Genomic DNA, 25,799 nt, shown 5'->3' on the forward strand with positions numbered 1-25,799 from the left:
CGACAACCGAAATGCCGGCCGGGGAGAACGCAGAGAAGGTGACAGAGCGCGAGTTGTTGCCGATCGCGAGTGGTCGCCAGACCTGGAAGTGGTTGCGGGCGGCGCTGACCGAACACCGGATGCAGAGCCTGCTGGTCCTGATCGTCGCGGCTTCGGCGTCGGCGATGGCCTTGGTGCCGATTTACGTCTTCGGCGTCCTGGTCGACCGGGTCCGGGACAACGCGCCCACGTCGACGATCGTCGGGGTGGTCGTGATCATCGCCGCTGCCGCAATCGTGGGCGGTGTGTTCACCGGTGTGGCTGCCTATCTGATCAAGCGGCTCGGTGAGACGATCCTGGCGGATCTGCGAGAGCGGACCGTGGACCGGGCACTGCGCCTGCCGATCCAGACCGTCGAGAAGGTCGGCAAGGGCGATCTGCTCTCACGAGTTGGTGACGACGTGTCGGTGATCGCCAAGGCCGTGTCCGACGTGGTTCCCGGCATGATCGCGGCGGTTCTGCTCGTGGCTCTGAGCATGGTGACCATGCTCGGACTCGACTGGCGACTCGGTCTGGCCGGAATGGTCGCGCTGCCGATGTACGCGCTGGCGCTCAAGTGGTACCTGCCACGCTCGGCTCCTGTTTACGCAGCCGAGCGGGTAGCGATGGGCGCTCGTTCACAAGCGCTGATCAGCAGTCTCCAGGGTGCGAAGACGGTCCGCGCGTACAGCCTCGAGAAGGAACACCTCGGGCAGATCGATGCGGCGTCGGCAAAAGCGCGCGATCTGGCAGTCGGAGTGTTCGGCCTGTTCACGAGGTTCGCCGGTCGAGGTAACCGCGCCGAATTCGTGGGCCTGTCCATGATTCTCGTCGTCGGATTCCTGCTGGTCCGTGAGGACGTCGTGACAGTCGGCCAGACGACGACTGCTGCCCTGCTGTTCCACCGCCTGTTCAACCCGATCGGCTCACTGCTCTACACCTTCGACGAAGTGCAGTCGGCCGGCGCCAGCCTCGCGCGACTGGTCGGCGTCGTCGAGATCGAGGAAACGGAGCCTTCGACGGATGCAGGTTCCGTTCCGGCCGACGGTTCGCTGCGTCTGGATGACATTCGGCACAGCTACGACGGTGGTCATGAGGTTCTCCACGGAGTGAGCCTCACACTGCGAGCGGGGGAACGCGTGGCGCTCGTCGGTTCGACCGGAGCCGGAAAGACGACGCTCGCGGCGATCGCTGCCGGTTCGATCACTCCGACGTCGGGCCGGGTGTCGATCGGCGGTGTCCCGCTTGCCGACCTCGACGACCTACGACGCCACATCGCGATCGTGAGTCAGGAGGTCCATGTCTTTGCCGGACCTCTGATCGAGGATCTGAGATTGGCGGCTCCCGAATCCTCGGACGAGGACGTTGCCGCGGCACTGCGGACGGTCGGCGCGTACGAGTGGGTGGAGGCTCTCGACGAGGGAATGCTGACCGTCGTCGGCGAAGGCGGGCACGAGATGACAGCGGCGCAGGCGCAGCAGTTGGCTTTGGCGAGACTGGTGTTGGCCGATCCCGCCGTCGCCGTACTGGACGAGGCAACAGCGGAGGCGGGCAGCGCCGGAGCGCGGGAACTGGAAGCGACTGCCGACGCCGCTACGGAGGGCCGCACCACTCTGGTTGTCGCACACCGGCTTACGCAGGCTGCGGGCGCCGACCGAGTGATCGTGCTCGAACACGGACAGATCGTAGAAGAAGGCCCGCACCGCGAACTGGTGTCCGCGGGCGGGCGTTACGCACAACTGTGGGCGGCCTGGGAAGGTCGCGACTGAGGGGTTTGTACTGGATTTTGTACTGAGGGGGTCTGATCCGGCGATCAGGTGAGGTACCCGCCGCCGTGGGGGAAGAACTCGGCGGCGGTGTACTCGCTGCCGTCGTCGAGTCGGACGCGCTCGATCCGCAGTCCCTTGTTCTTGCCCGACCACGCGTCGGGGCCCGCGACGATCACCATGCCGTCGTCTTCCTGGATGAACACTCGGCCGGGGGTTCCGCCGTAGTGCCCGCGTGAGACGGACGCCTTCAGGATGCGGATGCGCTGGCCCTTGAACTCGGCGAAAGCGTTGGGGTACGGATCGGACTGTGCCCGGACGAAACGCTCGATGACCTCGGCGGGCCAGGACCAGTCGACGTGGCTGTCCTGCGGTGCGCGCTTGTGGAAGAACGTGGCCTGCGATCGGTCCTGCGGCGTCCAGTCGGTACGGCCGGACGCGATCAGATCCAGGGCGTCGAGTGTGATGGGGCCGATCATGTCGATCGTGCGGTGGAACAGATCGGTGACGGTGTCGGTCGGGCCGACCGTCGTCGATCGCTGCAGCACGATGTCGCCCGCATCGAGTTCCTCGTCCATCAGGTGCGCCGTGAGCCCGACTTCTTCTTCGCCGTTGATCAGAGCCCAGATGAGCGGGGAGAAGCCCGTGTACTTGGGCAGCAGCGAATCGTGGATGTTGAGGGTGCCGTACTTCGGTGCGTCGAAGACCTCCGCAGGCAACCAGGTACGCCAGTTGTTGGCGACGATGATGTCGGGAGCTGCTTCGGCCAGCGCGGCTTTGAATGCGTCGTCAGGCTTGTTCGCCACGTGAACGGGTACACCGTTCTCGGCCGCCAGATCTGCAACCGAGTCCGCCCACATCTGTTCGTAGACGTGTTCGCTCTTCGGGTGTGTGATTGCCAGCACGACCTCGTGATCGGAGTCGATCAAGGCCTGCAGGGTACGGTGGCCCCAGGTTTGGTATCCGAGCGTAGCGACTCTCAACGGGGGTCCTCCTGGACGAGCATGGGCTGGGGTTGCGGTCACACGACCGCCCATCAGCTTAGGCTATCCAACCAAAATTGTTGATCACACGTACGAGGAGGAAGGCTGACATGACGGTCGCCACAATCAACGGAATCCCCATCAATTACCAGGTCAAGGGTGATGGAGATCTGGTGGTGCTCATCATGGGGACCGGCAGCCCCGGCCGCGTCTGGGATCTGCACCAGACCCCGGCGCTGGTGGCCGCCGGCTACCGAGTCTGCACCTTCGACAACCGCGGAATCGCACCGTCCGGCGAGAGCCTCGGCGGCATCACGATGCCCGACATGGTCGCAGACACCGCCGGACTGATCGAGCACCTCGGTGGCGGTCCGGCCCATGTCATCGGCACCTCGATGGGCGCCCGGGTGGCGCAGGAACTGACGCTCGCCAGGCCCGATCTGGTTCGCAAAGCAGTGTTCCTCGCCGGCCACGCCCGGATGGATCATTTCCAGCAGGTCCTGACCGAGGGCGAGCGCCAGTTGTTCGACAGTGGCGTCGCTCTGCCGGCCAAGTACCGTGCCGCAGTGACCGCGGTGATGAACCTTTCGCCGGCCACGCTGGCAGACGATCACTCGGCGCGCGACTGGATGGATATCTTCGAGTTCACCGGCGGCGCAACGTCACCGGGTGTTCGCGCACAGCTCGGTATGGACCGCGCCTTCGATCGACGGGGTGCGTACAAGTCGATCATGCGCCCGTGCCTGTCCGTCGCTTTCGCCGACGACCGCATGATCCCGCCCTACCTCTCCCGCGAGGTGGCGGACTGCATCGCGACGGCGTTGTACGAAGAGATTCCCGACGCCGGGCACTACGGCTACCTCGAGCGTCCGGAGGCCGTGAACAAGGTGCTGATCGACTTCCTGGCGAAGTAGTTTTCCGCACGCGAGAAAGGGCCTGACCTGCTAACTGAACTGCTCCCCAGGAGTTGGACTGAGAAATTCAGTTCCGACGCTTGGGGAGCAGTTTTATGCGTGCACGAAGTTCGTTGACTGAGGTTCAGCGCGGCGAAGCGGTAGCGTTGTTCGAGGCAAGATTAGGCAGGCAGGCGGTCGCTGCACAGTTGGGAGTGAGCCTGTCTGCAGTGAGCCGTTTGCACGACCGGTGGTGTGTTCGAGGCATAGGAGCGTTGGTGACCATGCCTAATAAGCGGGCGTTCTCCTTCGAGTTCAAGGTCGAGGTGGTGCAGCGTTTCCTGGCCGGCGAGACGAAGGTTGCGCTCGCCCGCGAGTTCGGCTTGTCCTCTCCGAAGTTGATCGAAACATGGGCGCGGAAGTACCGCAACGAGGGCGAAGACGGGTTGCGGTCGAAACGTGTAGGACGCCCGCCGGGATCTGCTCGATCGGTACCGAGCGAGGTGGCGCGGTTGCGGGCTGAGAATGAGCGATTGCGGGCGGAGGTCGCGTATCTGGGAAAATTGCGCGCCTTGAGGGCGCAGGAACGACGGTGAAGGTCCGTGCCGTCGTCTCCCTCAAGGCGCAGTACCACCTCGAGGTGCTTCTCGCCGTGTCCGGGCTCGCCCGGTCCACGTTCTTTTACCATCAGGCGCGACTGCGCGATCCGGACCGCCGCGCCGAGTTGAAGACCGCGATCACGGAGGAATTCGACAGGGCCCACGGCCGGTACGGGCATCGCCGCATCCACTGTGTGCTGACCCGGTCCGGATGGCAGGTGGCGAAGAAGACCGTGCTCAAGCTGATGCGGGAACTCGGGCTGCGTTGCCAGGTGCGGCGGAAGAAGAAGTACAACTCCTATCGGAGCGAGGTCGGCAAGATTGCACCGAATGTGCTCGATCGCGACTTCTTCGCCAGCGCGCCTAATCAGAAGTGGGTCACCGACGTCACCGAATTCCGTGTCGGTGAACAGAAGTTGTATCTCTCGCCGGTGATGGACCTTTTCGACCGACAAATCATTTCCTACTCGGTCGGTACGTCACCGAACCTGCAGCTGACTAACAGTTCCCTGCGTGCGGCGATTGAGTCCCTCGAAGACGGGCAAGCGCCAATGGTGCACTCGGATCAAGGGTTTCAATACCAGCACATGTCCTGGCGGCGTCTGCTCGCCGATTCCGGTGCGACCCAGTCGATGTCGAGGAAGGGCAACTGCTTCGACAACGCCGTGATCGAGAATTTCTTCGGCCATCTCAAAGAGGAAGTCTTTCACCACGTTCGATACTTCAACATAGATGCGCTGGTTAGGGCACTGGAGGAGTACATCCCCTGGTACAACACCGAACGTGTCTCCACAAGGCTCGAGGGCCTGAGTCCGGTGCAATACCGAACCCAGACCCTCGCCGCCTAGACTCTTGTTTGGCCAGTCCAACAATCGGGGACCAGTTCAAACTGCAGGTCAGGCCCTTCTCATGTTTCAGGCCAGTGCCAGGAACAGCTTCTCGAGTTCGGCCTCGGTCATCGGTTCCTGACCTTCCGCGCTGTCACCGCTCAGGCATTCACGCAGCCCGGAAGCGACGATCTTGAACCCTGCTCGGTCCAGCGCCTTGGACACGGCGGCGAGTTGCGTGACGACGTCCTTGCAGTCGCGGCCGTTCTCGATCATCGAGATGACCCCGGCAAGTTGGCCGTGGGCACGACGCAGTCTGTTCAATACGAGCGCAATGCTCTCTTCGTCGCCGGTCATGGTGGCCCCTTCTCGCGTGTTCGTGCTGCGGTCAAGGGTACCCCTGGGGGCATGTCACTGCTTGATTCAGTGTTTGATCCGACTGCGGTGTCAGATCAGCGAGTCGACGGCCGCGCGCAACTTGACGGCTGCGTCGGCTGCCACGGACTCGAGGCCGGGTTCGCCGGAAACCTGAACCATGAGAGCAGGGTTCATCGCTTCGACGAAGAACGAATTCTCGGTAGTCGTATCTTCGCGGACGACGACGTTGCACGGCAGCAGGAGGCCGATCTGACGATCCACCGAAACTGCCCGATGGGCCAACGGCGGGTTACAGGCACCCAGGATCAGGTACTTTTCCATGTCCTCGTCCAGCTTCGCCTTGAGTGTTGCCTGCATGTCGATCTCGGTCAGGATGCCGAAGCCCTGCTCGGCGAGAGCGCCACGTGTGCGGGTGACGACGTCGTCGAAGGTTCCGGTGACCTTGGTTGCGATCGCTATCGGTTCTGTGGGTGTTGTCATTGCGCACTCCTCGTCGTGGGCTGTCACTGTCGCCGGCTTTGATTTCTCTTGTCCCCATCATACCCCTGGGGGTATCAGTAGGACAGTGATGTCGGGTACACGATCAGCCATGCGAGAAGCTGATGTTCGGCAGGACGCGACGCAGCCATGCCGGCGCCCACCAGGCTGCCCGGCCGGTGAGGCGTAGGAGAACGGGCAGCAGCACCAAGCGGACGAGCACTGCGTCCAGGAGGACAGCTACGCCGAGAATGATGCCCATTTCCTTGGGTGGCAAGGGATCTGCGAGCGCAAAAGTGAAGAAGACCGCAACCATCACCGCTGCTGCCGCCGCAATGACCCGACCCGAATGCGCGAGGCCGTCGATGTGTGCGATCGCGGGGTCGCCTGTGCGTTCGTAGTGCTCCTTGGCACTCGAAAGCAGGAATACGGTGTAGTCCATCGCGATCGCAAAGATCATGGCGAAGAAGAAGACCGGACCCCACCCGTTGAGGAAACCCTGGGGGGTGAAGCCGAGTAGGCCTGCTCCGTGACCGTCCTGGAAGATCAGCTTCGCGATTCCGAATGCGGCCCCAGTGGACAGCAGGCTGACCAGCGTGCCGATCAAGGCGATCAAAGGCGCCTGGAGGGCGATCAGCAGCAACAGGAATCCGAGCGTCAGAATCACGACCACGACGATGGGAAGGTAGTCGTCGAGTGCCTGCTGAAGGTCGAGATTTTCGGCCGGAGCGCCGCCGACGAGCGCCGATTCCGGCAGTTGCGACCGAAGGTCGGCAAGGATGGTTTCCATCGCAGGATCTGACGGGTCGACGGTGGGAACTGCTTGCAGCATAACAAGATCGGACCCGTCGGCAGCTTGTTGCGCTGGGGTGACCATGGCCACGCCGTCAACGCTCATGGCAATTCGTGAGGTGTCGGCTGCATCGTCGGCGGACGTGACGATCTGCAACATCCCCGGGGCGCCGTCCCCGAATTGCTGCTGCACCAGTTCATAGCCCTGGCGAACCGGGGCGTCCTCGGGAACCACGGCGATGGAGGGCATTGCCACCTTCAGTCCGAAGACCGGAACAACGAGTGCGATCAGGATGAGTAAGGCGCCGAAGCCGAATGGCCACGGGTGCTTGTGCAGCAATGATGCCCAACCTGCGAACATCGGGGAGCGGTGCTGCTGGCGCTTTGCATACGGTAGAGAACCGCCGTTGACCTTCGCGCCGATCCTGCCGAGCACGGCAGGCAACAGGGTGAGTGTTGCGGCGAGAACGAAGATCACAGCGAGCATGATTCCGACAGCCATCGTGCGTACGGCCGGGGCTGGAACGATGAGAACCGCAGACAAACTGACCAGAACTGTGAGGCCGGAAAGGACCACAGCCTTGCCGGCGGTGTCCATGGTTTGAGCCACGGCGGCCCTTGGATCCGGATCGGCTCGCAATGCATCCCGGAACCTGGCGACGAGGAAGAGTGCGTAGTCGATGCCCAGCGCGAGAGCGAACATCATCGCGAAGTTCATGGCCCACACGGAAATCGGCGTGATCTCGTTGAGGATTACAAGCCCGCCCGCCGAAGCGACCAGGCCCGCAAGCGTCAGCAGTAGTGGTAGACCCGCGGCAACCAGGGAGCCGAAGGCCAACACCATGATCGCGAGAGTGACGGGCCACGACATCATTTCGGCTTTGATCATGGCTTCGTGATTGGCCTTGTTGAAATCGCTCCACAACGCCGACGCACCCGTCGGGTACACCTCGATCGTGTCGGTGGACAAGCCCGTGAGCTTCTTGCCGAGTTCGTCTACCGCGCTGACCATCTCGTCGGTACTCGCGTTGGCGCCCGCGACCATGATGCCGGTATGTCCGTCCGGGCTGATGGTCATACCGGGCTGCGGGGCGATCACTTCGCCGAAGCGAGGGTCCGCGGAAAAGATTTCCGTTGCCGCGGCCAGGGTTTGCTGCATCGACGGATCCGTGATGGGTAGAGAATCCGAGTGAACGACCACTTGTACTGCGGCGGAGGAATTTCCACCGAAATGCTGCTCGGCCAACTCGCGAATTTGCACGGATTCGGATCCGTTTGCCTGCCAACCCGCGCCGGCCAGGGAGGTGAAGACGCTGGGTGCTGCGGCGCCGAGTGCGATCAACGCGATCAACCAGACGCCGACGACGAGGCGGGTGTGAGTCGCCATCGATCGACCGAGACGCGCAAGTATGCCGTCGGCTCGGGTGGGTGGGTCCGCGGTGACTGTTCTGGTCGCTGACATCTTCACTCCTGATACGGGTGGGGGTATTCCTGTCCGTCACCTGTATACCCCTAGGGGTATCGATCTGTCACATTCGAGGGTTCTCTATGCTGCTGGGGGCACCGTCCGATCTGAAACGGTGAAACGGATATGGGAGAGCAATCATGGACGCACGCGACTGGGACGAGCGATACCGAGCGGTGACGGAGCCATGGGGAGTCGACCCGGCGGGAACCGTCGCAACAAGAATTTCCGATCTGAGACCGGGCACCGCGATCGATCTGGCCTGCGGCGACGGCCGTCACGCGCGGTGGATGGCTGGGCAAGGTTGGTCGGTGACTGCGGTCGACTACTCGTCGGTGGCGATCGATCTGGCACGGGCGAGTGACGGGGACAAGGCTGTCGACTGGCAAGTCGGCGACGCGACCGAGTGGCAGCCGGAAGGGCTGGTCGACCTGGTGTTGGTCAGCTTTCTTCACCTCGAGGTCGACCATCTGGCCGCAACCTTGAAGCGCGTCGGGGAGTGGCTGACGCCCGGCGGACGGGTCCTCTATTTGGGGCATTCCATCGAGAACTTCCATCGTGGTGTGGGCGGTCCACCCGAACCGACCATTCTGCCCGGTATTTCCGATCTCACTCGCGCTGCGGAGGGATCGAGGGTCTATGCCCTCGAACATGTCGTTCGGCCGCAAGACGGTAAGACAGCAATTGACGTTTTGCTCGAATTCGGTCCGTGGGAACAGGTCTGACCAGGGCGGGAGCGCACCTTCACGTTCCTGGGTAGCCTACCCTAAACTTGCGAGGGTGTTCGTCGTTCGATGAGCATGAACGACGATGATCGGATTCTTGATGTCTGACCACTCTCAGGTAGCTCACCCGGCGGTATCGGGCGGTGCCGATCTGGACGCAGCGCTCCCGGCGACGGCCGCTCAGCGTGAGGTGTGGGTTGCTCAGAACGTCGATCCGAGCAGTCCGGTCTACAACATCGGACTTGTCGTCGAGGTCGACGGCACGATCGACATCGAGCGCGCGGCAGCGGCGATCGAGGCCAGCGTCGGACGCGTCGAAGCGCTGTTCGTGCACTTCGAGGTCGATGCCGACAACCAGCTGATCCAGGTGCCGATTCCGGATGCGCGCTGGGACGTGGAAATTCTCGACCTTCGGGCCGAGGCGGATCCCGATTCGACTGCGCAGTCGTGGATGGACACCGACATGGCTCGGGTCTTCGGTCCGGACGATCTGCTGTTCCGCCAGGTGCTTCTGCTGACCGCTGACGACCGAGTCATCTGGTATCAGCGCTATCACCACAGCGTGGTCGACGGGTACGGCATCTCGCTCATCGTCGCCGACGTCGCCGAGCGATACGACGATCCGAATCTCGGGACTGCCGCGCCGCAGTGGTCACTCGACGCCGTGGTTGCAGCCGATCTGGATTACCGGAACTCTCCGCGATTCCAGACCGACCGTCAGTACTGGGTCGAACGCGTTGAATCGGGACCGGAAGCGACGCGGATTCTGCATGGGCAGGTGGATGATTCGCTGCCGCCGATCTCGGCGATACTCACGCTCGACGCTGATCGCGCGGCACAGCTCTACCGCTATGCGGCCGACGCCGGGATTCGACGAACTCGCCTGCCCATGGCGGCGCTGATCGCGTACATCGCACGAACCACCGGAAAGCACGACGTTGTCGTCTCGGTACCGATGGCCGCTCGGGTGGGGCGCAACATGCGTCGCACTCCTTCGATGGCGTCGACGATTTTGCCGCTGAGTATTCGGGTAGAACGCTCGGAAACCATCGGCCAGTTGGCAACTCGTCTCGACACCGCCCTGGTCTCGATTCTCAAGCACGGGCGCTACCGAGGTGAGGATCTCGCTCGCGACATTCGGGCGATCGATCCCGACCGTCAGGTCTTCGGTCCCGGCATCAACTCGATGATGTTCGAACACACACTCACCTTCGGCGGATGCCCGGTGCGCGTGCGTAATTCGGTAACCGGTCGAGTCAGTGACCTGGATCTGAGTGTGCGCGGTGGTCAGGACGGGGAGCCGATCGAGATCGACGTCCGCGCCCCGGCCGGATTCGACAGGGAGTTGGCCGATCACACCGCCAGAATCGAACAGTTCCTCGATCGATTCGTAGCAGAGCCGCAGCTTCCGATCTCGGCACTCGACCCCATGTCGCTCGCGGAGAGAGAACTCGTGCTCCACGGGTGGAACGACACCGCAGAGCCGCAGCCCGTCACGACGGTGCCGGATTTGTTGCGCAGCAGCTTCTCTGTCGATCGGAGCGTTGTCGCCGTGGTCGACGGGGACGTCCGGCTGACGTACGGCGAACTCGAAAGTCGGGTATCACAGCTCGCCGCGCACTTGATCTCTCGCGGTGTCGCGACCGAAACCGTTGTGGCGATCGGGCTTCCGAGATCCGCCGAGATGGTGGTGGGGTTGTTGGCCGTCATGTGTGCCGGTGGTGCCTTCGTGCCACTGGATCCGTCATGGCCTGCCGAACGCCGCGAATCGGTACTTGCCGACGCGGGCGCCACACTGGTGCTCACCTCGGACGGTGTAGACGACTCCGTTCCGGTCGATCTCTCCGCGTGGGCGTACGAGGACGGGCCCTCGGACCTGTCCGAGACGATGACCTCCGACATTCGTATTCACGGTGCCCAACTCGCATACGTCATCTTCACGTCCGGTTCGACCGGACGTCCGAAGGGCGCCATGATCCGCCACGAGGCAATCTGCGCAAGGTTGCTGTGGCAGCGGGAGCGGATTCTCGGGTTCGGGTCCGGCGATGCCTCCTTGTTCAAAGCCCCACTCTCGTTCGATATCTCGATCAACGAGATCCTGCTCCCGCTCGTCTCCGGCGGTCGATTGGTGATCGCGAAGCCCGAGGGGGAACGCGACCCGCAATACCTGCTCGACCTGATCGCCGGAGAATCGGTCACTTTCGTCTACCTGGTCTCGTCGATGCTCGACATCCTTCTGGATCTGGCGAACGGGACCGATCAGCTCGATTCGTTGAAGCACGTGTGGTGCGGCGGTGAGGTTCTCACGCCTGAACTCTTCGATCGGTTCCGCGATCAACTGTCCACGACGCTGTATCACGGCTACGGCCCGGCCGAAGCGACCATCGGTGTCTCCCATGTGATCTACCGCGAGGAGGCGGAACGAATCGCCACATCCATCGGTCGCCCGAACCCCAACACTCGTCTGTACGTGTTGGACGGCGACTTGCAGCCGGTTCCGATCGGCACCGGCGGCGAACTCTACGCCGCGGGCTTCCTGCTGGGACGCGGATACGTGGGTGCTTCGGCACTGACCGCATCTCGTTTTGTCGCGGATCCCTTCGTCTCAGGTGATCTGGCCGGATCCCGCATGTATCGCACCGGTGACTTGGCCAGATGGACCGCCGACGGCACCCTCGACTTCCTCGGACGCACGGACAATCAGGTGAAGATCCGCGGCATGCGCCTGGAACTCGAGGATGTCGAAGCCGCCGTGATTTCGCACCCCGCAGTGCGTCACGTGGCAGTTCTGGTGCGCCAAGCACCAACAGGTGCAAAGTATCTCGCCGCCTACGTGAGCGCAGCGTCGGGGACAAACCTCGCGATCGACTCACGTGAGCTTCGCGAGTGGGCTGCGAGCAAGCTGCCCGACTACATGGTCCCGACCACCGTCACCGTCCTCGACAAGTTTCCGCTCACGGCAAACGGCAAACTCGACCGTCGCGCGCTACCCGAGCCCGATCTCGCCGAACTGAGTGCACATGTCGCTGCGAGAAACGAAGTCGAACAACAGTTCTGCACGTTGATTGCGTCGGCAGTCGGCCTCGATTCGGTCGGCGTTACCGACGACTTCTTTGCACTGGGCGGCGACAGCATCGTCGCGATCTCACTCGTGACCGCGGCTCGTGCTGCCGGTTTGTCGATCAGTCCTCGCGAGGTGTTCCAACTGCGCACCGCCGAGGCTATGGCGCGTGCCCAGTCCTCCCGAGTGGCTGAGATCGTCGACCACGCGGACCAACCGATCGGCCACGTAGCCACGACGCCGATTGCCGCCAAGGTTCTCGGAGTGTCGGACGCAGTACGAACCTTCCACCAGCGAGCGCTGATTCAGACCCCGTCAGCTTTGACCTCCGAGCACGCCGAGTCGGCGCTCGACGCCCTGGTGGCGCGCCACGATGCACTTCGTGGGACGTTGACTTCCGAAGGAACGCTGCTTGTTCCGGAGACAAACGAAGCGGCTGTGGTCTTCGAGACCCGTGCACTACCGGCACCGCTCGAAGAATGCGGACCGTTGATCGTCGCCGAGACCGAGCGAGCTGTCGGCCGTCTGAATCCAGCCGACGGCACGATGGTCAGCGCTGTTCTGTTCCGCCCTGTGACCGGTCCCGGACGGCTGTTGCTGGTCATCCACCACGCGGTGGTCGACGGCGTCTCGTGGCGCATCATCCTCGAGGACCTCGCGCGCGCCGGCATCGCAGCGATGAATGGCGACGAACCCGCACTCGCTCCGGTCGGCACGTCGGTGCGAAGGTACGCCGAACTCGTCTCGGAGGCGGTCGGAGCCGGGCGACTGGACTCGGAAATCGAGTTCTGGGACTCGGTGACGTCCGCACAACGGGCATCTCTCGGCCGTCGGGCACTCGACCCGGCAGTTGACCTCGCGCGCACCGCTGCAGCGCGGTCGATCACCCTACCTCCAGAACTTGCAGATCAGCTGTTGGGCAGTGTCCCACGGGCGTTCGGAGCCGATGTGAGCGAAGTGCTGGTCACCGCACTTGCCGTGGCGCTGACCCGTTGGAGCGGTGCCGGATCGGTGACGATCGACCTGGAGGGGCACGGACGCGACGAGGACATCGTTCGCGGTGACGGCGCTGCGCACGTCGACCTGACTCGTACCGTCGGATGGTTCACCACAGTGTTCCCGGTGGCGCTCGAGATCGGTACAGCCGCTCCGGATCTCGAAGCGAGCGGCGAGTTGGCGGGGGTTCTCAAGAGCGTCAAGGAGCAACTTCGACGCGTCCCCAACGCCGGCTTCGGGTACGGAGCATTGCGATACCTGGGCAGCTCGGATCAGTTGGGTAGCGTCGCAGCGCCGGAGGTGGTGCTCAACTACCTGGGACGTACTGCTGCAGCGGAGGGGGACTGGTTCCCGGTGTCGATGGACGGTGCTGCCGATCCGTCCATGCCGCTGGGACACGCGTTGTCTGTCGACGTCGTAGCCGAGGACGCCGCCGGTGGACCACGACTGCGAGCCACCCTGACCTGGGCGTCGAACATCTTCCTGCGTAGCGACATCGACAGGTTTGCGCGGTTGTGGCTGGACTCGCTCGAGGCCGTGTCCGGGCTCGCAGCCTTCGGCGGAGCCACACCCTCGGACTACCCTCTGGTGGCGCTCGCTCAGGCAGACGTGGACGGGTTACCGAAGGCTGAAGAGATTCTCCCACTCACTCCGCTGCAGGAAGGGATCTACTTCCATTCGGCGTTTGCCGATCCGGGGGCCGATCAGTATGTCGTGCAACAGGTTGTGGAACTGACCGGCGCCGTGGACAGTGCGGCGTTGCGCCGCGCGCTGCAATCCGTCGTCGATCGGCATGAGGCGCTGCGCACCGGATTCTCGGTCCTGGGTGACGGCCGGGTCGTGCAGGTGGTGCACCCGAGCGCTGTCGTGGAGATGGCGGTAGTCGAGGTGGCCGGCGCCGATGTCGATGAACTGCTTTCCGCCGACCGCGCGCGCGGGTTCGACCTGGCGCAACCGCCGCTCGTCCGTTACACGCTTGTCCGTGCCTCTTCGGAGAAGTACCTTCTGCTGCAGTCGATTCACCATGCGGTCGCAGACGGATGGTCGGTTCCGGTGATGCTGCGGGAGCTGATGGCGTCGTACAGCGTTGGCGACTCCGGCGTGGTGCTCCCGACTCCGGCGCCGTACCGCAGCTATCTCGAATGGTTGGCCGGCCACGATCACGAGGCCTCGGCAGCGGTGTGGAGAGAAGCGCTGAACTCTCCCGGGCCCGCGGTCGAACTTCCCGCGCCGAGCGCGGGCAGCAGCGGCGTCTGTGCCACCCGAGTCGAGCTGTCCGACAGTGATACTCGCGCACTGGCGATCAACGGACGCTCCCATGGCCTGACGCTGAGTACGCTCGTGCACGGCGCCTGGGGGCTGGTGCTCGGCCGAATGACCGGCCGAACAGACGTGCTGTTCGGATCGACCGTATCGGGACGCGGTGGAGACCTGCCCGGGATCGAGTCCATGGTGGGCTTGTTCATCAACACCGTGCCGGCTCGGTTGCGGTTCGATCCGGCAGAGACAGCCGCGCAAGCGCTTTCCCGTTGGCAGAGGGAACAATCGGAACTACTCGACCATCAGTACCTGGGGTTACCCGAACTGCGACGGACCGGCGGACTGGAGCAGGACTTCGAATCACTCGTCGTGTTCGAGAACTATCCACTCGGTGACACGGCAATCGCTGATCCGACGAACTCGGTGCGACTGACGGGAATTCGATTCGACGAGCGACCGGCCTACCCGTTGACCCTGATCGTCGTCCCCGGCGATCGATTGGCGTTGGAGCTCAAGTACGACGCTGCTCAGGTGGACGGCGACGCCGCTGCGTCGCTGGCCGAAACTCTCGCAGTCGTACTCACCGAGCTCTCGCGCGATCTCGATCAGGTCATCGGCCGGATCGCGCTGGCACCCGCACAGCCGGGGAGCGTCGGCACGGCCTTGGATCGGCCGCGCGCAACGCTGACCGAGCTGCTGAAGGATCAAGCCGGGCGTACGCCCGAAGCCACCGCAGTGATCTTCCGTGAAGAGTCGTTGACCTACGCCGAACTTCACTCTCGCGCTGATCGTTTTGCGCATCTGCTGCGCGAACGTGGCGTCGGACGCGAATCGTTGGTAGCGGTGGCCTTGCCTCGCTCTCTTGATCTGATGGTCGCGATACTCGGCATCGGGAAGGCCGGGGGAGCATACGTTCCCCTCGACACCGGCTACCCGGCGGAGCGGCTGACGTACATGCTGGGTGACGCCGATCCTGTGTGCGTCGTGGTGTCGGAAGATTCTTCACTCGATTCGGGTTCGGTTCCGCGGGTGACGGTATCGGAGTCGGCGCAGTTCCCCGCCGATCCGCTGAGTGTCCCAGGATCGCCCGCGGATGCCGCGTACATGATCTACACTTCGGGTTCGACCGGTCGCCCCAAAGGCGTTGTGGTCAACCACGAGGGTGTGGTCAACCGATTGCTCTGGGCACAGCAGATACGTCCGATGGACGTCTCCGACCGGATGCTGCAGAAGACCCCGTCGAGCTTCGACGTCTCCGTTCCCGAATTCTTCTGGCCGTTCCTGGTGGGGGCAACTCTCGTGATGGCCGAGCCGGACGGGCACAAGGACCCTGGCTATCTGGCCGACGTCATCGTCGAACATTCCGTGACCCGAGTGCATTTTGTTCCGTCGATGCTCGACGTGTTTCTCGCGGAGCCGAAAGCAGCACTGTGCTCTTCGCTCGAGATCGTCAACTGCAGCGGTGAGGCACTGCCCGTTCACGTTGCACGCAAGGTCGCCGAGATCCTGCCGAATACTCTGGTGGACAACCTCTACGGCCCCACCGAGGCCGCCGTCGACGTCAGTTGGCAACCGTCGGTGCAGGAAACTCCGGCAGACGCCGTCAGCGTCCCGATCGGCGCACCTGCCGCCAACACCGGCCTGTTGGTTCTCGATCCCTACCTGCAGAACGTCCCGGCCGGTGCCACCGGTGAGCTCTATCTGGCAGGGCCACAACTGGCGCGTGGTTACCACGGACGTGGGGGATTGACCTCCGAACGATTCGTGGCGAATCCGTACAGCGACGGCGGCTCGCGGATGTACCGGACCGGTGACATCGTGCGGTGGAATGCCGACGGCGTTCTCGAGTACCTCGGCCGTGCCGACGAGCAGGTGAAGGTTCGTGGATTCCGAATCGAACTCGGCGAAATCGACGCGCAATTGGCGCTGTGCCCCGGAGTCACGGCAAGTGCCGTGATCGTCCGAACCGACGGTCCGAGCAACCGCGCACAGGTGGTCGCCTACCTGGTCGGAGATGCTGATGATGTTGCGGTTCGAGCTCAGTTGTTGTCAGTGCTACCGGAGTTCATGGTGCCAAGTGCCTTCGTGCGGCTCGAGTCGCTGCCGCTGAGCCCGAGTGGCAAGCTCGACCGAAAAGCACTACCTGCACCGGATTTTGCGGCACAGGTGGGCGACTTGACGGGAGTGGTTTCCTCGGGCGTTGCAGACCTCCTCGCCGGGCATTTCGCGACGGTTCTCGGACTGCCCCGTGTCGGGGTGCGCGACGATTTCTTCACTCTCGGCGGCGACAGTATCCTGGCGATCCGACTGGTCAACCTGGCTCGTCGTGATTCGGTAGTGCTGACCCCGCGTCAGATCTTCGAATTGCGCACTCCCGCTGCGATCGCTGCAGCGGTGGGTGATGTCGCCACCTCGGATGCCACCGTCACGGCCGACATCGGCGTGGGTGAGCTGGTTCCGCTGCCGGTGGTTCACCGCTTGTCCGAATGGACGGGTGGTACCGACCGCTTCAACCAGGCAGTTCTGATCCACTCTCCGGCAACATCTCTCGGTTCGATCACCGGCGCATTGCAGGCCGTGCTCGATCACCACGACGGACTTCGCCAAACCTTGATCCGACATGACCGCGGGATGTGGTCGGCGCGGATCGAGGAACCCGGTAGTGTCCGGGCAGCGAACCTGGTCGAACGCGTTGATGCTCGGGGACTGGATGACTCCGAGTTGCGAAGACTCGTCACTGAGCACTCTGAAACTGCGACCAGTCGATTGGATCCGTCTGCAGGGCGGATGGTCTCGGTGGTCTGGTTCGATTGCGGCGCTGAGAGTCTGGGCAGACTCGCGATAGTCGCGCACCACCTGGTCGTGGACGGGGTTTCCTGGGGAACCGTGCTCGAGGATCTCGCGATGGCCTGGGTGGCAGTCGAAGCCGGAGAGCCCGCCGCACTGGATGCCGTCGGAACTTCGCTGCGTACCTTCTCCCGTACGGTGGCCGAACACGCATACAGTGCTCATCGATTCGCCGAACTCGATCACTGGCTGACCGTGACCGCTCCGGGCGCGCAGTTGATCCCCGACGCCGCGGGCTATGCCGTCGTATCCGGAGGCTCGAGGCGCACGGTCACGGTGGACGGAGCAATCTCCGAGGCAGCACTTGGATCGGTTGCGGCAATGGTGGGTGCCGAGGGAACGGATGTTCTGTTGGCAGCGCTGACGATGTCCGTCGATCGCTGGCGCCGCTCCACCGGCCGCAGTGAGCACGAATTGCTGGTCGATCTCGAACGGCACGGCCGCGAGGAGTTGGTGGCGGGCATCGATCTGTCGCGAACAGTCGGCTGGTTCACCACGATTGCCCCGATGCGGCTGCACGGCGGAATCGACCCGGTGGACACGCTACGCGAGGTGAAGGAGAGCCTGCGGGCGGCTCCGGACGGCGGTATCGGCTACGGGATGCTGCGATACGTGAATGCCCGCACGGCATCGACATTGGCGGGGCGCTCCGAATCTCAGATCCTGTTCAACTATCTCGGACGTACGACGACAGCTGGATCGACAGCATGGTCCTTGGCAGCGGAATCCGAAGCCTTGTCCACCGATCCCGACGCAGACATGGGAGGCCCGTACCGACTGATCGTGAATGTCGTCAGCGTGGATTCGGGGCTCCGCGCCGAGTTTGCCTGGGCAAGTGAAGATTTGTCCGAGGAGGACGCGCAGTCACTCTCCGACGGCTGGGTTTCGGCCCTCGGCGATCTGGCGGCTGCGGCCGCGCGTCACGCCGGGCCTCCCATTCTGACCCCGTACGATGTGACGTTGCTCGACCTGAGTCAGGCCGAGATCGACGCGATAGCCGATGCGAGTCCGGCAGGTGTCAGCAGCATCCTCCCACTCTCACCGTTGCAGGAAGGCCTGTACTTCCAAGCCGGCTACGCGGGCAGCAGCGACAGCAGCAGTGGTGGGGACATCTACACGGCACAGTTCTCGATGGACTTCGGGCACACCCTCGATGTCGACAGGTTGGCTGCGGCCGCCCGGACACTTCAACGACGAAATCCCACGTTGCGAGCGGGTTTCGTGAGCGAAGGGCTGAACGAGCCGGTGCAGTTCTTCAGCGCTGGACTCGATGTTCCGGTCATCGTCCACGATCTCCGTGAACTCGACGACTCGGTTGCTCGTGAGCGTGCCGAGGCCGTCGCCGCCCAAGACCGAGTGACGCCATTCGACCTGACCGCGCCGCCGCTGTGGCGTATGAGTGTGCTGCATCTGCCCGGCGGCCAGGATCGTCTGGTGATCAACAGGCAGTTCCTGCTGTGGGACGGCTGGTCCAACGGCCTTGTCGTCAGTCAGCTTCTGGCGCTTTACGATACCGGCGGCGACGACAGCGCATTCGGCGAACCCGAGGGGTCGTTCGAGACATACCTCGCCTGGTTGGCCGATCGCGACGGTGCAGCCGCCGACGAGGGGTGGCGCGGAGCGCTCGCAGGACTCGAGGAGCCGACGCTTGTTGCCGAGTCGATGCCCGGCGTCGAAGTTCAGCTTCCGGATCGCCGCGATGCGGTTCTGTCGGAAACGCTTTCGCGTGCGTTGCGTGAGCGCGCTGCCGCGTCCGGCGTCACGTTCAACACGGTACTGAATGCAGCGCTGGCCCTCGTGCTGGCGTCGGCCACCGGTCGACAGGACGTCGTCTTCGGCTCCACGGTTGCCGGACGGCCACCGGAGGTACCGGGAATCGACACCGTGGTGGGAATGTTCCTCAACACCGTTCCCGTTCGGCTGCAACTGGATCCGAACGAGAGCGTCGAGGAACTTCTTCGTCGGACACAGGCGGATCGACTTTCGCTGATGCCTTTCGACTACCTCGGTTTGGCATCGATCCAGCGTGTTTCCGAGCATCGTCAACTCTTCGACGTGCTGATGGTCCTGCAGAACTTCGTGGACGAGAGGCAAGTCCACGCGCTCAACGCCGCTCACGACGTGAGTGGAAGCGACAGTATCGATCACACGCACTATCCGCTGACCGTCGTGGTCACACCGGGTGCCACCGTCAACGTCAAGTTCGAGTTCCATCCGCATCTGGTGACCGCGCGCCGGGCCGAGGACCTACTGCGTCACTTCGTCGACCTGCTGCAGAGTTGGTCGCAGGACATGGCGGGATCGGTTGTTGCGTCTCCGGTTCCCGCAGTAGCGCAGCAGACGCAGATCCGGGAGTTGCCGGAGCGCACCATTGCCGACCTGTTCGAAGAAGTCGCGTCGGCGCAACCGAACGACACGGCACTCGTGTTCGGGAAGCGCCGGATGACCTACGCCGATCTCGACGGCGAGATCAACCGGATGGCGCGGTTGCTGATCAATTACGGCGCCGGCCCGGAAAAGATTGTCGCTCTTGGCCTACCACGTTCGGTGGACATGGTCGTCGCGCTCTTCGCGGTATTGCGCACGGGTGCTGCCTACCTACCCCTCGAACTCGACCATCCGGCCGAACGGTTGGCCGTGATGATCGACGACGCGGATCCTGTCGTGTTGCTGACAACCGTTTCGGCCTCACCGAGGTTCGAAGGTGCGGACGTCCGCACTATCGTGATCGACGAACCCGATACAGCAGCAAGGAGACTGACGATTTCGGCGCGGGCACTCTCCGCGTCGGAACTCGGAGCATTCGCCCCGGGGGCACCGCATCGACTCGACCACCCCGCGTACGTCATCTACACCTCCGGTTCGACCGGCAAGCCCAAGGGCGTGGTCACCGGTTACCGCGGCTTGACGAACATGCAGTTCAACCACCGCGAGGCGATTTTCGAACCCGTGATCGCCGCGGCGGGCCGGCGCCTGCGGATCGCGCACACCGTGTCCTTCGCCTTCGACATGTCGTGGGAGGAACTTCTGTGGCTCGTGGAAGGCCACGAGGTGCACATTTGTGACGAGGATTTGCGTCGTGATGCCGAGGCACTCGTTGCATACTGCGACGCACTGGACATCGACGTCGTCAACGTGACACCGACCTACGCGACGCACCTGATCGACAGCGGGCTTCTCGACGTCGGTGTGGGACACCACCGCCCGCCGTTGGTCCTGCTCGGCGGTGAAGCCGTTCCGGATTCGGTGTGGAACAGGCTGCGCGACACCGAGGGAACCGTGGGCTACAACCTCTACGGTCCGACGGAATACACGATCAACACGCTCGGTGGCGGAACGTTCGACAGTGACACCCCGACCGTCGGCAAACCGATCTGGAACACCGCCGCGCATATTCTCGACGGCTGGCTGCGTCCGGTCCCCGATGGAGTTGCCGGCGAACTGTACATTGCCGGAGCCGGTTTGGCTCGCGGCTACCTCGGACGCTTCGCGCTCACGTCCGAGCGCTTCGTCGCAGATCCGGCTGGGACCGGAGGACGTATGTACCGCACCGGGGATCTCGTGCGGCGACGCGGTGACGGCAACCTGGACTTCCTCGGCCGCACCGACGATCAGGTGAAGATCAGAGGTCACCGCATCGAGCCGAGCGAAATCGTCTCCGTTCTCGAATCCGACGAACATGTGCGGCAAGCGGCAGTGGTGGTCGACGTCGGGGCAGGTGGAGTCAAGAGGCTCGTCGGCTACGTGACGCCCGTGCGACTCGGCGCCGGGCACGACTACCGCGCGCAGGCGCGAGTTCTCCTACCCGACTACATGGTTCCGGCCGTGGTGATCGAGGTGGAGACGCTACCGATGACCGTCAACGGCAAGCTCGACGTCAAGGCACTGCCCACCGCTGATTCGGTGCTGGGGGAGCGGAGTGGGGAGTCGATCGCACCGCGTAACCACACGGAAGAGGTCCTCTGCGACCTCTTCTCCGACGTACTCGATGTGGGCGATATCGGGGTCGACGACAACTTCTTCGACCTCGGTGGGCACTCGCTTCTGGCCACCAAGCTGATCAGTCGAGCTCGGATCGCCATTCCGAACAGTCTGACCATGCGTGATCTCTTCGAAGCGCCGACGGTGGCGGAACTTGCGGAACGTATTGTGGCCGAGCAGGGATCGACGCGACCGGTACTGGTAGCGAAGCCGCGGCCGGACCACCTTCCTCTTTCTGCCGCTCAACAGCGATTGTGGCTGATCGGACAGATGGAGGAGAACTCCGCGGCCTACAATTTCCCGATCGTGCTCCGTTTGGACGGCGCACTGGACGCGGACGTCTTCGCCGCGGCGCTCGGCGACGTCGTGGAACGACACGAATCCCTGCGTACGGTGTTCCGGTTGGTGGACGGATCGCCGGAGCAGATAATTCTCGAATCGGCGACGATTCCGGTCGAGACAGTTCATCGAGACGAATCCGGTGTCGCCGGTGAAATTGCCGTGGCAGTGGGTCGTCCGTTCGACCTGTCTGACGAGATTCCGATTCGCGCCCGTCTGATCCGAGTAGACGGTGCCGAGGTGGACGGTGCCGTAATCGTCGTGATCGTCCTGCATCACATCACGACGGACGAATGGTCCGATCGGCCATTCCTGCGCGATCTGATGTCGGCCTACTCCTCTCGGATCCAGGGCGAAGATCCAATTTTCGAACCGCTTCCGGTTCAGTACGCGGACTACACCCTGTGGCAACGGGAATTACTCGGCAGCGCCGACGATCCGTCGAGCATCCTGAGCACGCAGTTGGACTTCTGGGCGAAGAGTTTGGACGGAGCCCCCGAAGAACTGCTGCTTCCCGCCGACCGGAGTCGACCGGCCAGACCGAGTTTCTCCGGTGGTGCAGTGGTGACACGGTTGGGCGTGGAGACAACTGCTGCACTGCGAGATCTGGCGCGCGAGAGCCGGAGCTCGATGTTCATGGTTCTGCACGCGGCGTCGGCGGCGTTGCTGACTGCGCTCGGAGCGGGTGAGGACCTTCCCCTCGGCGCTCCCGTCGCCGGACGTAGTGAGCAGGGACTCGACGAACTGGTCGGCTTCTTCGTCAATACGATTGTGCTGCGCACGGATACGTCAGGTAATCCGACGTTCCGGGAGTTGGTGGATCGCGTTCGCGAGGGAGATCTCGAGGCCTTCGCCAACGCCGACGTTCCCTTCGAAACGGTGGTGGAGCGCCTCAATCCGTCGCGTACTTTGGCACGTAATCCGCTGTTCCAGGTCATGGTCGGCTATCACAGCCGGGAGGAGATGGGAGGGGATCCGTTCGAACTCGAGGAGTACACAGCCAAGTTCGATCTGGTGTTCAACTTCACCGAGTACCTCGGCGACGAAGGCTGCATCGACGTCCGACTCGAATACGGCAGCGACCTCTTCGATCGCGAAACAGCACAGCGAATTTCGAACCGATTGGAATCGGTGATCGCGGCAGTCGTGGAATCGGCCGACATCGAGATCGGCGACATCGACATCTTCTTGCCAGGCGAACTCGAGCAAGTTGTCACCTCGTTCAACGACACCGCCGTCGACGTGCCGGAAGAGACGTTCTACGACGCTTTCGCGCGTGGAGTCGTTGCTACGCCCGAGGCTGTTGCGGTGCGCGACGAGGCGGGGCAGGCCACGTACCGCGAACTCTCCGAGCAGTGTGATCGGATCGCCGGCGTGCTGTATCGCCGCGGAGTGTCGGTCGAAGACGTGGTGGGGCTTGCTGTCCCGCGCTCGGTGGAAATGGTCGCGTCGGTCCTCGCCGTGCTCAAGCTGGGGGCCGCGTATCTACCCCTGGATTTGAGTCACCCGAGCGAGCGCATCACATACATGCTCACCGATTCCCGCGCCTCGGTACTTCTGTCCACTGCGGAGGAAAGCTCGCGGATCGAGGATGTGGTCGGCGTCGAGCGAATCCTCCTGGACGATCCGCTGATCCGTGCGGAACTGGACGAGGCAGTGATCGTCGAAACTCCCCGGCCACCAGTTGGCGTCAGCCACGCTGCCTATGTCATCTACACCTCGGGATCGACCGGCAAGCCGAAGGGAGCCGTCCTCTCCCATGACGGTATTCCGAGTCTTGTTGCCACAGCCGAGGTTCGGATGCGACTGGTACCGGGTTCGGTGGTGATGCAGTTCGCTTCGGTCGGCTTCGACGTCGCGGTATTCGAGCTGGCGATGGCACTGTGCACGAGCAGTACCCTGGTGATCGTGCCGCAGAATGCACGAGTTGCCGGTCCGGCGCTGACCGATTTCATGACGAGCAATCGTGTCACCCACGCGATCATCCCTCCCTCGTTGCTGGCCGCTCTGCCGGCAGGATGTGAAGTGCCGCAGGGCTGCACCGTGTTGGTCGGAACCGAGACGGTGCCACCGGAGCTGATCGGGCGATGGGCGGAGCGGCTGAATTTGCTTGCCGCGTACGGACTCACCGAAGCCACGGTGAACAACACACTGTGGCAGGCGGAACCCGGTTGGAACGGTCCCGTGCCCATCGGAATCCCTGACCCCAACGAACAGGCGTACGTGCTCGACGATCGACTCCGTCCGGTTCCGCCGGGAGTATCCGGCGAGCTGTACATCGCGGGACGCGGCCTGGCGAGAGGCTATCTGGGCCGATTCGATCTGACGGCACAGAGATTCATCGCCGATCCCTTCACCGCGGGCGATCGCATGTATCGCACCGGGGACCGCGCGCGGTGGCGCACTGACGGGAACATCGACTTCCTCGGCCGCGTCGACGATCAGGTCAAGATCCGCGGTTTCCGAATCGAGTTGGGCGAAATCATCGGAGCTCTCAGTGCCCATCCTTCGGTGAAGCAGGCAACGGTCGTCGCGGATCGGCAGGGCGAAATCACGCGCCTGGTCGGTTACGTGTCACCGGAACCCGGTGTCGTCGTCGACACGACGGCAGTGCGGAACCTCGCGGCAGTGTCGTTGCCCGACTACATGGTTCCGACCATGGTTGTCGCCCTTGACGGTCCGCTGCCGTTGACGCCCAACGGAAAGCTCGACCGCAAGTCGTTGCCCACTCCGGACTGGTCGGAGCTGGCGGGTGATGTTGCTCCTCGCACGGCAGTGGAGTCCACGGTTGCGGCTGCATTCGCGGAAATCCTGCAACTTCCGAGTGTCGGAGTCCACGACAGTTTCTTCGAACTCGGCGGCCATTCGATGGCTTCGATGAAACTGGTCGGTCGCATTCGGGAAGCGTTCGGCGTGGACGTCAGTATTCGAGACGTATTCGACGCGCCGAGTGTTGCGGAGTTGGCGGCCGTCGTCGCGCGTTCGGAAGGTGGGCGTCCGATCCTGACGCCGGCGGTGAAACGTCCCGAGACGATGGGTCTGTCTGCGCCGCAACGTCGTCAGTGGGAGTTGTTCCGCGCGTCCGGCGCGCAACCGCAAGCAAGCCACGCTCTGGCGCTGACCCTGAAATCGAAGATCGATCCGGAGATTCTCGGGCACGCCTTGGACGATGTGACTTCGCGGCACGAACCCCTGCGGACCACCTTCGTCGAGGTCGACGGCATCGTCGTGGCAAGAGAATCGGTGCGTCCGACTGTCGATGTGGTCGATGTCGGCGCCGGCGATGTGGGTCGAGTGGTGTTCGAACTGGCTCAACTTCCGATGGATCTGCGTGAGCAATCACCGTTGCGGGTTCATCTGGTGCTCGGTGAAGACGGCTCTAGGACACTGCTTCTCGTCATGCACTACATCGCCGTCGACGAGTGGTCAGTAGTGCCGCTGTTGGGAGATCTGGTCTCTGCTTATGCAGCCCGGTCGCAGGGAGATCAACCGGTTTGGGACGAGCTTGCATTGACGTACGCCGATTACACCGTGTGGTCGGAGGAGCTGTTGGGAGACCCCCGAGACGTCGACAGCCGAGCGTCGAAGCAACTTGCATATTGGCGGGATGCGCTCGACGGAATACCGACCAGTGTGAATCTTCCGTTGCCGGAAGGTGACTCGGAGCCTCGAGGTGACGTGATCGCCGTCGACATCGACGCGGGTCTGCACGCCGGAATCGACGCCCTGGCTGCGCGCACGGGCACGAGTATGTTCATGGTCCTGCAGGCCGCACTGGCCAGCGTTCTCACGAAGGCCGGCGCGGGTACCGATCTTCCCATCGGTTCACTGGTTGCGGGCAGGTCGGATCCCCGTCTCGAACCGATGATCGGATCGTTCTTCAATGTTGTTCTCCTGCGCACGGATACGTCCGGTAGTCCGACGTTTGCAGAATTGCTGGCTCGCATCCGGGAAAACAATCTGGAAGCGCTGAGCAATCAGGACGTCTCATATGTGTATGTCGAGCAGGCACTGGGTAATCCGGCGTCCATGAGGCCTCAGGTGATGGTGATCCATCATCAACAGGCCGATTTGGACGGGCTCGGCGACTTCGGTTCTCTCGTACCGATTCCGGTGGGAGTGCCCGATGCGGATGTGACGTTGAGTTTTTACGAGCCGGTGGGCGATGGGCCTGTCTTTGCAACTCTCGGGTTCCGTGCCGACCGCGTCGATGCGGGTGCAGTCCGCGTATGGGCAGGTCAGTTGGTCGACGTGATCGAGGCTGCAGTTGCCGCCGAAGGGGATGACGCGAGCGAGGGGGCGAAACTATGACATACGTCGCATCGCTCCGTGGGGTCGACCGCTATACGGGGGCTCACAGTGTTGATACCCTCACCTCATTAAGGGTAGCCT

Annotated in this window: 10 protein-coding genes and 1 pseudogene; 7 read left to right on the forward strand and 4 right to left on the reverse strand. The window is 63.3% G+C overall.

The window, feature by feature from the left end:
- The first annotated feature begins 11 nt into the window (after positions 1-11).
- On the forward strand, positions 12-1,787 hold the full coding sequence (locus M0639_RS04675; protein WP_042920544.1) for an ABC transporter ATP-binding protein: 1,776 nt from the start codon (positions 12-14) through the stop codon (positions 1,785-1,787).
- 44 nt (positions 1,788-1,831) lie between these two features.
- Here M0639_RS04675 and M0639_RS04680 read toward each other — a convergent pair whose 3' ends face one another.
- Entirely contained in the window at positions 1,832-2,767 is a 936-nt protein-coding gene (locus M0639_RS04680; RefSeq protein WP_007734348.1) for a methionyl-tRNA formyltransferase, read from the reverse strand.
- A gap of 110 nt (positions 2,768-2,877) precedes the next feature.
- On the opposite strand from M0639_RS04680, the gene M0639_RS04685 reads away from it, so the two are divergent.
- The 4 genes and pseudogenes from M0639_RS04685 to M0639_RS04700 all read left to right on the forward strand — a co-directional run bounded on the left by M0639_RS04685 (position 2,878) and on the right by M0639_RS04700 (position 5,107).
- Positions 2,878-3,681, forward strand: coding sequence for an alpha/beta fold hydrolase (locus M0639_RS04685; protein WP_064073828.1), 804 nt, complete (start codon positions 2,878-2,880; stop codon positions 3,679-3,681).
- Between the two features lie 95 nt (positions 3,682-3,776).
- Positions 3,777-3,878: pseudogene (locus tag M0639_RS04690) on the forward strand (hypothetical protein); the annotation flags it as partial.
- A 66-nt stretch (positions 3,879-3,944) separates the two neighbouring features.
- Complete coding sequence (locus M0639_RS04695; RefSeq protein ID WP_231915251.1) at positions 3,945-4,256, forward strand: helix-turn-helix domain-containing protein; 312 nt, start codon at positions 3,945-3,947, stop codon at positions 4,254-4,256.
- The gene (locus M0639_RS04700) at positions 4,253-5,107 is read left to right on the forward strand and encodes an IS3 family transposase (RefSeq protein WP_054802612.1); all 855 of its coding nucleotides are present in this window, start codon (positions 4,253-4,255) and stop codon (positions 5,105-5,107) included. The genes M0639_RS04695 and M0639_RS04700 overlap by 4 nt, the downstream gene beginning before the upstream one ends.
- Positions 5,108-5,173: 66 nt before the next feature.
- Here the strand turns inward: M0639_RS04700 and M0639_RS04705 are convergent, their stop codons facing one another.
- From M0639_RS04705 to M0639_RS04715, 3 genes are all read right to left on the reverse strand, one after another.
- Positions 5,174-5,443 carry a metal-sensitive transcriptional regulator gene (locus M0639_RS04705; RefSeq protein WP_007734349.1) on the reverse strand — a complete coding sequence of 90 codons (270 nt, stop codon included), beginning with the start codon at positions 5,441-5,443 and terminating at the stop codon, positions 5,174-5,176.
- A gap of 90 nt (positions 5,444-5,533) precedes the next feature.
- Positions 5,534-5,944: a DUF302 domain-containing protein gene (locus M0639_RS04710; RefSeq protein ID WP_003945447.1), complete on the reverse strand. Its 411-nt coding sequence runs from the start codon at positions 5,942-5,944 to the stop codon at positions 5,534-5,536.
- Positions 5,945-6,047: 103 nt separating this feature from the next.
- Positions 6,048-8,195, reverse strand: a complete 2,148-nt coding sequence (locus tag M0639_RS04715) for an MMPL family transporter (RefSeq protein ID WP_082893156.1) — start codon at positions 8,193-8,195, stop codon at positions 6,048-6,050.
- A 143-nt stretch (positions 8,196-8,338) separates the two neighbouring features.
- On the opposite strand from M0639_RS04715, the gene M0639_RS04720 reads away from it, so the two are divergent.
- Both M0639_RS04720 and M0639_RS04725 read left to right on the forward strand, forming a co-directional pair.
- On the forward strand, positions 8,339-8,923 hold the full coding sequence (locus M0639_RS04720) for a class I SAM-dependent methyltransferase (protein ID WP_064074155.1): 585 nt from the start codon (positions 8,339-8,341) through the stop codon (positions 8,921-8,923).
- 85 nt (positions 8,924-9,008) lie between these two features.
- Entirely contained in the window at positions 9,009-25,718 is a 16,710-nt protein-coding gene (locus tag M0639_RS04725) for a non-ribosomal peptide synthetase (RefSeq protein WP_064074154.1), read from the forward strand.
- The last annotated feature ends 81 nt before the right edge of the window (positions 25,719-25,799 follow it).

Origin of the sequence: Rhodococcus qingshengii JCM 15477, from assembly GCF_023221595.1 — a bacterium.
Taxonomy (GTDB): Bacteria; Actinomycetota; Actinomycetes; order Mycobacteriales; family Mycobacteriaceae; genus Rhodococcus_F; species Rhodococcus_F qingshengii.

Coding starts and splice junctions, on each gene's coding strand:
- M0639_RS04695 (WP_231915251.1), top strand. CDS start 3,945: ATGCCTAATAAGCGGGCGTTCTCCTTCGAGTTCAAGGTCGAGGTGGTG.
- M0639_RS04720 (WP_064074155.1), top strand. CDS start 8,339: ATGGACGCACGCGACTGGGACGAGCGATACCGAGCGGTGACGGAGCCA.
- M0639_RS04710 (WP_003945447.1), bottom strand. CDS start 5,944: ATGACAACACCCACAGAACCGATAGCGATCGCAACCAAGGTCACCGGA.
- M0639_RS04725 (WP_064074154.1), top strand. CDS start 9,009: ATGATCGGATTCTTGATGTCTGACCACTCTCAGGTAGCTCACCCGGCG.
- M0639_RS04675 (WP_042920544.1), top strand. CDS start 12: ATGCCGGCCGGGGAGAACGCAGAGAAGGTGACAGAGCGCGAGTTGTTG.
- M0639_RS04685 (WP_064073828.1), top strand. CDS start 2,878: ATGACGGTCGCCACAATCAACGGAATCCCCATCAATTACCAGGTCAAG.
- M0639_RS04715 (WP_082893156.1), bottom strand. CDS start 8,195: ATGTCAGCGACCAGAACAGTCACCGCGGACCCACCCACCCGAGCCGAC.
- M0639_RS04705 (WP_007734349.1), bottom strand. CDS start 5,443: ATGACCGGCGACGAAGAGAGCATTGCGCTCGTATTGAACAGACTGCGT.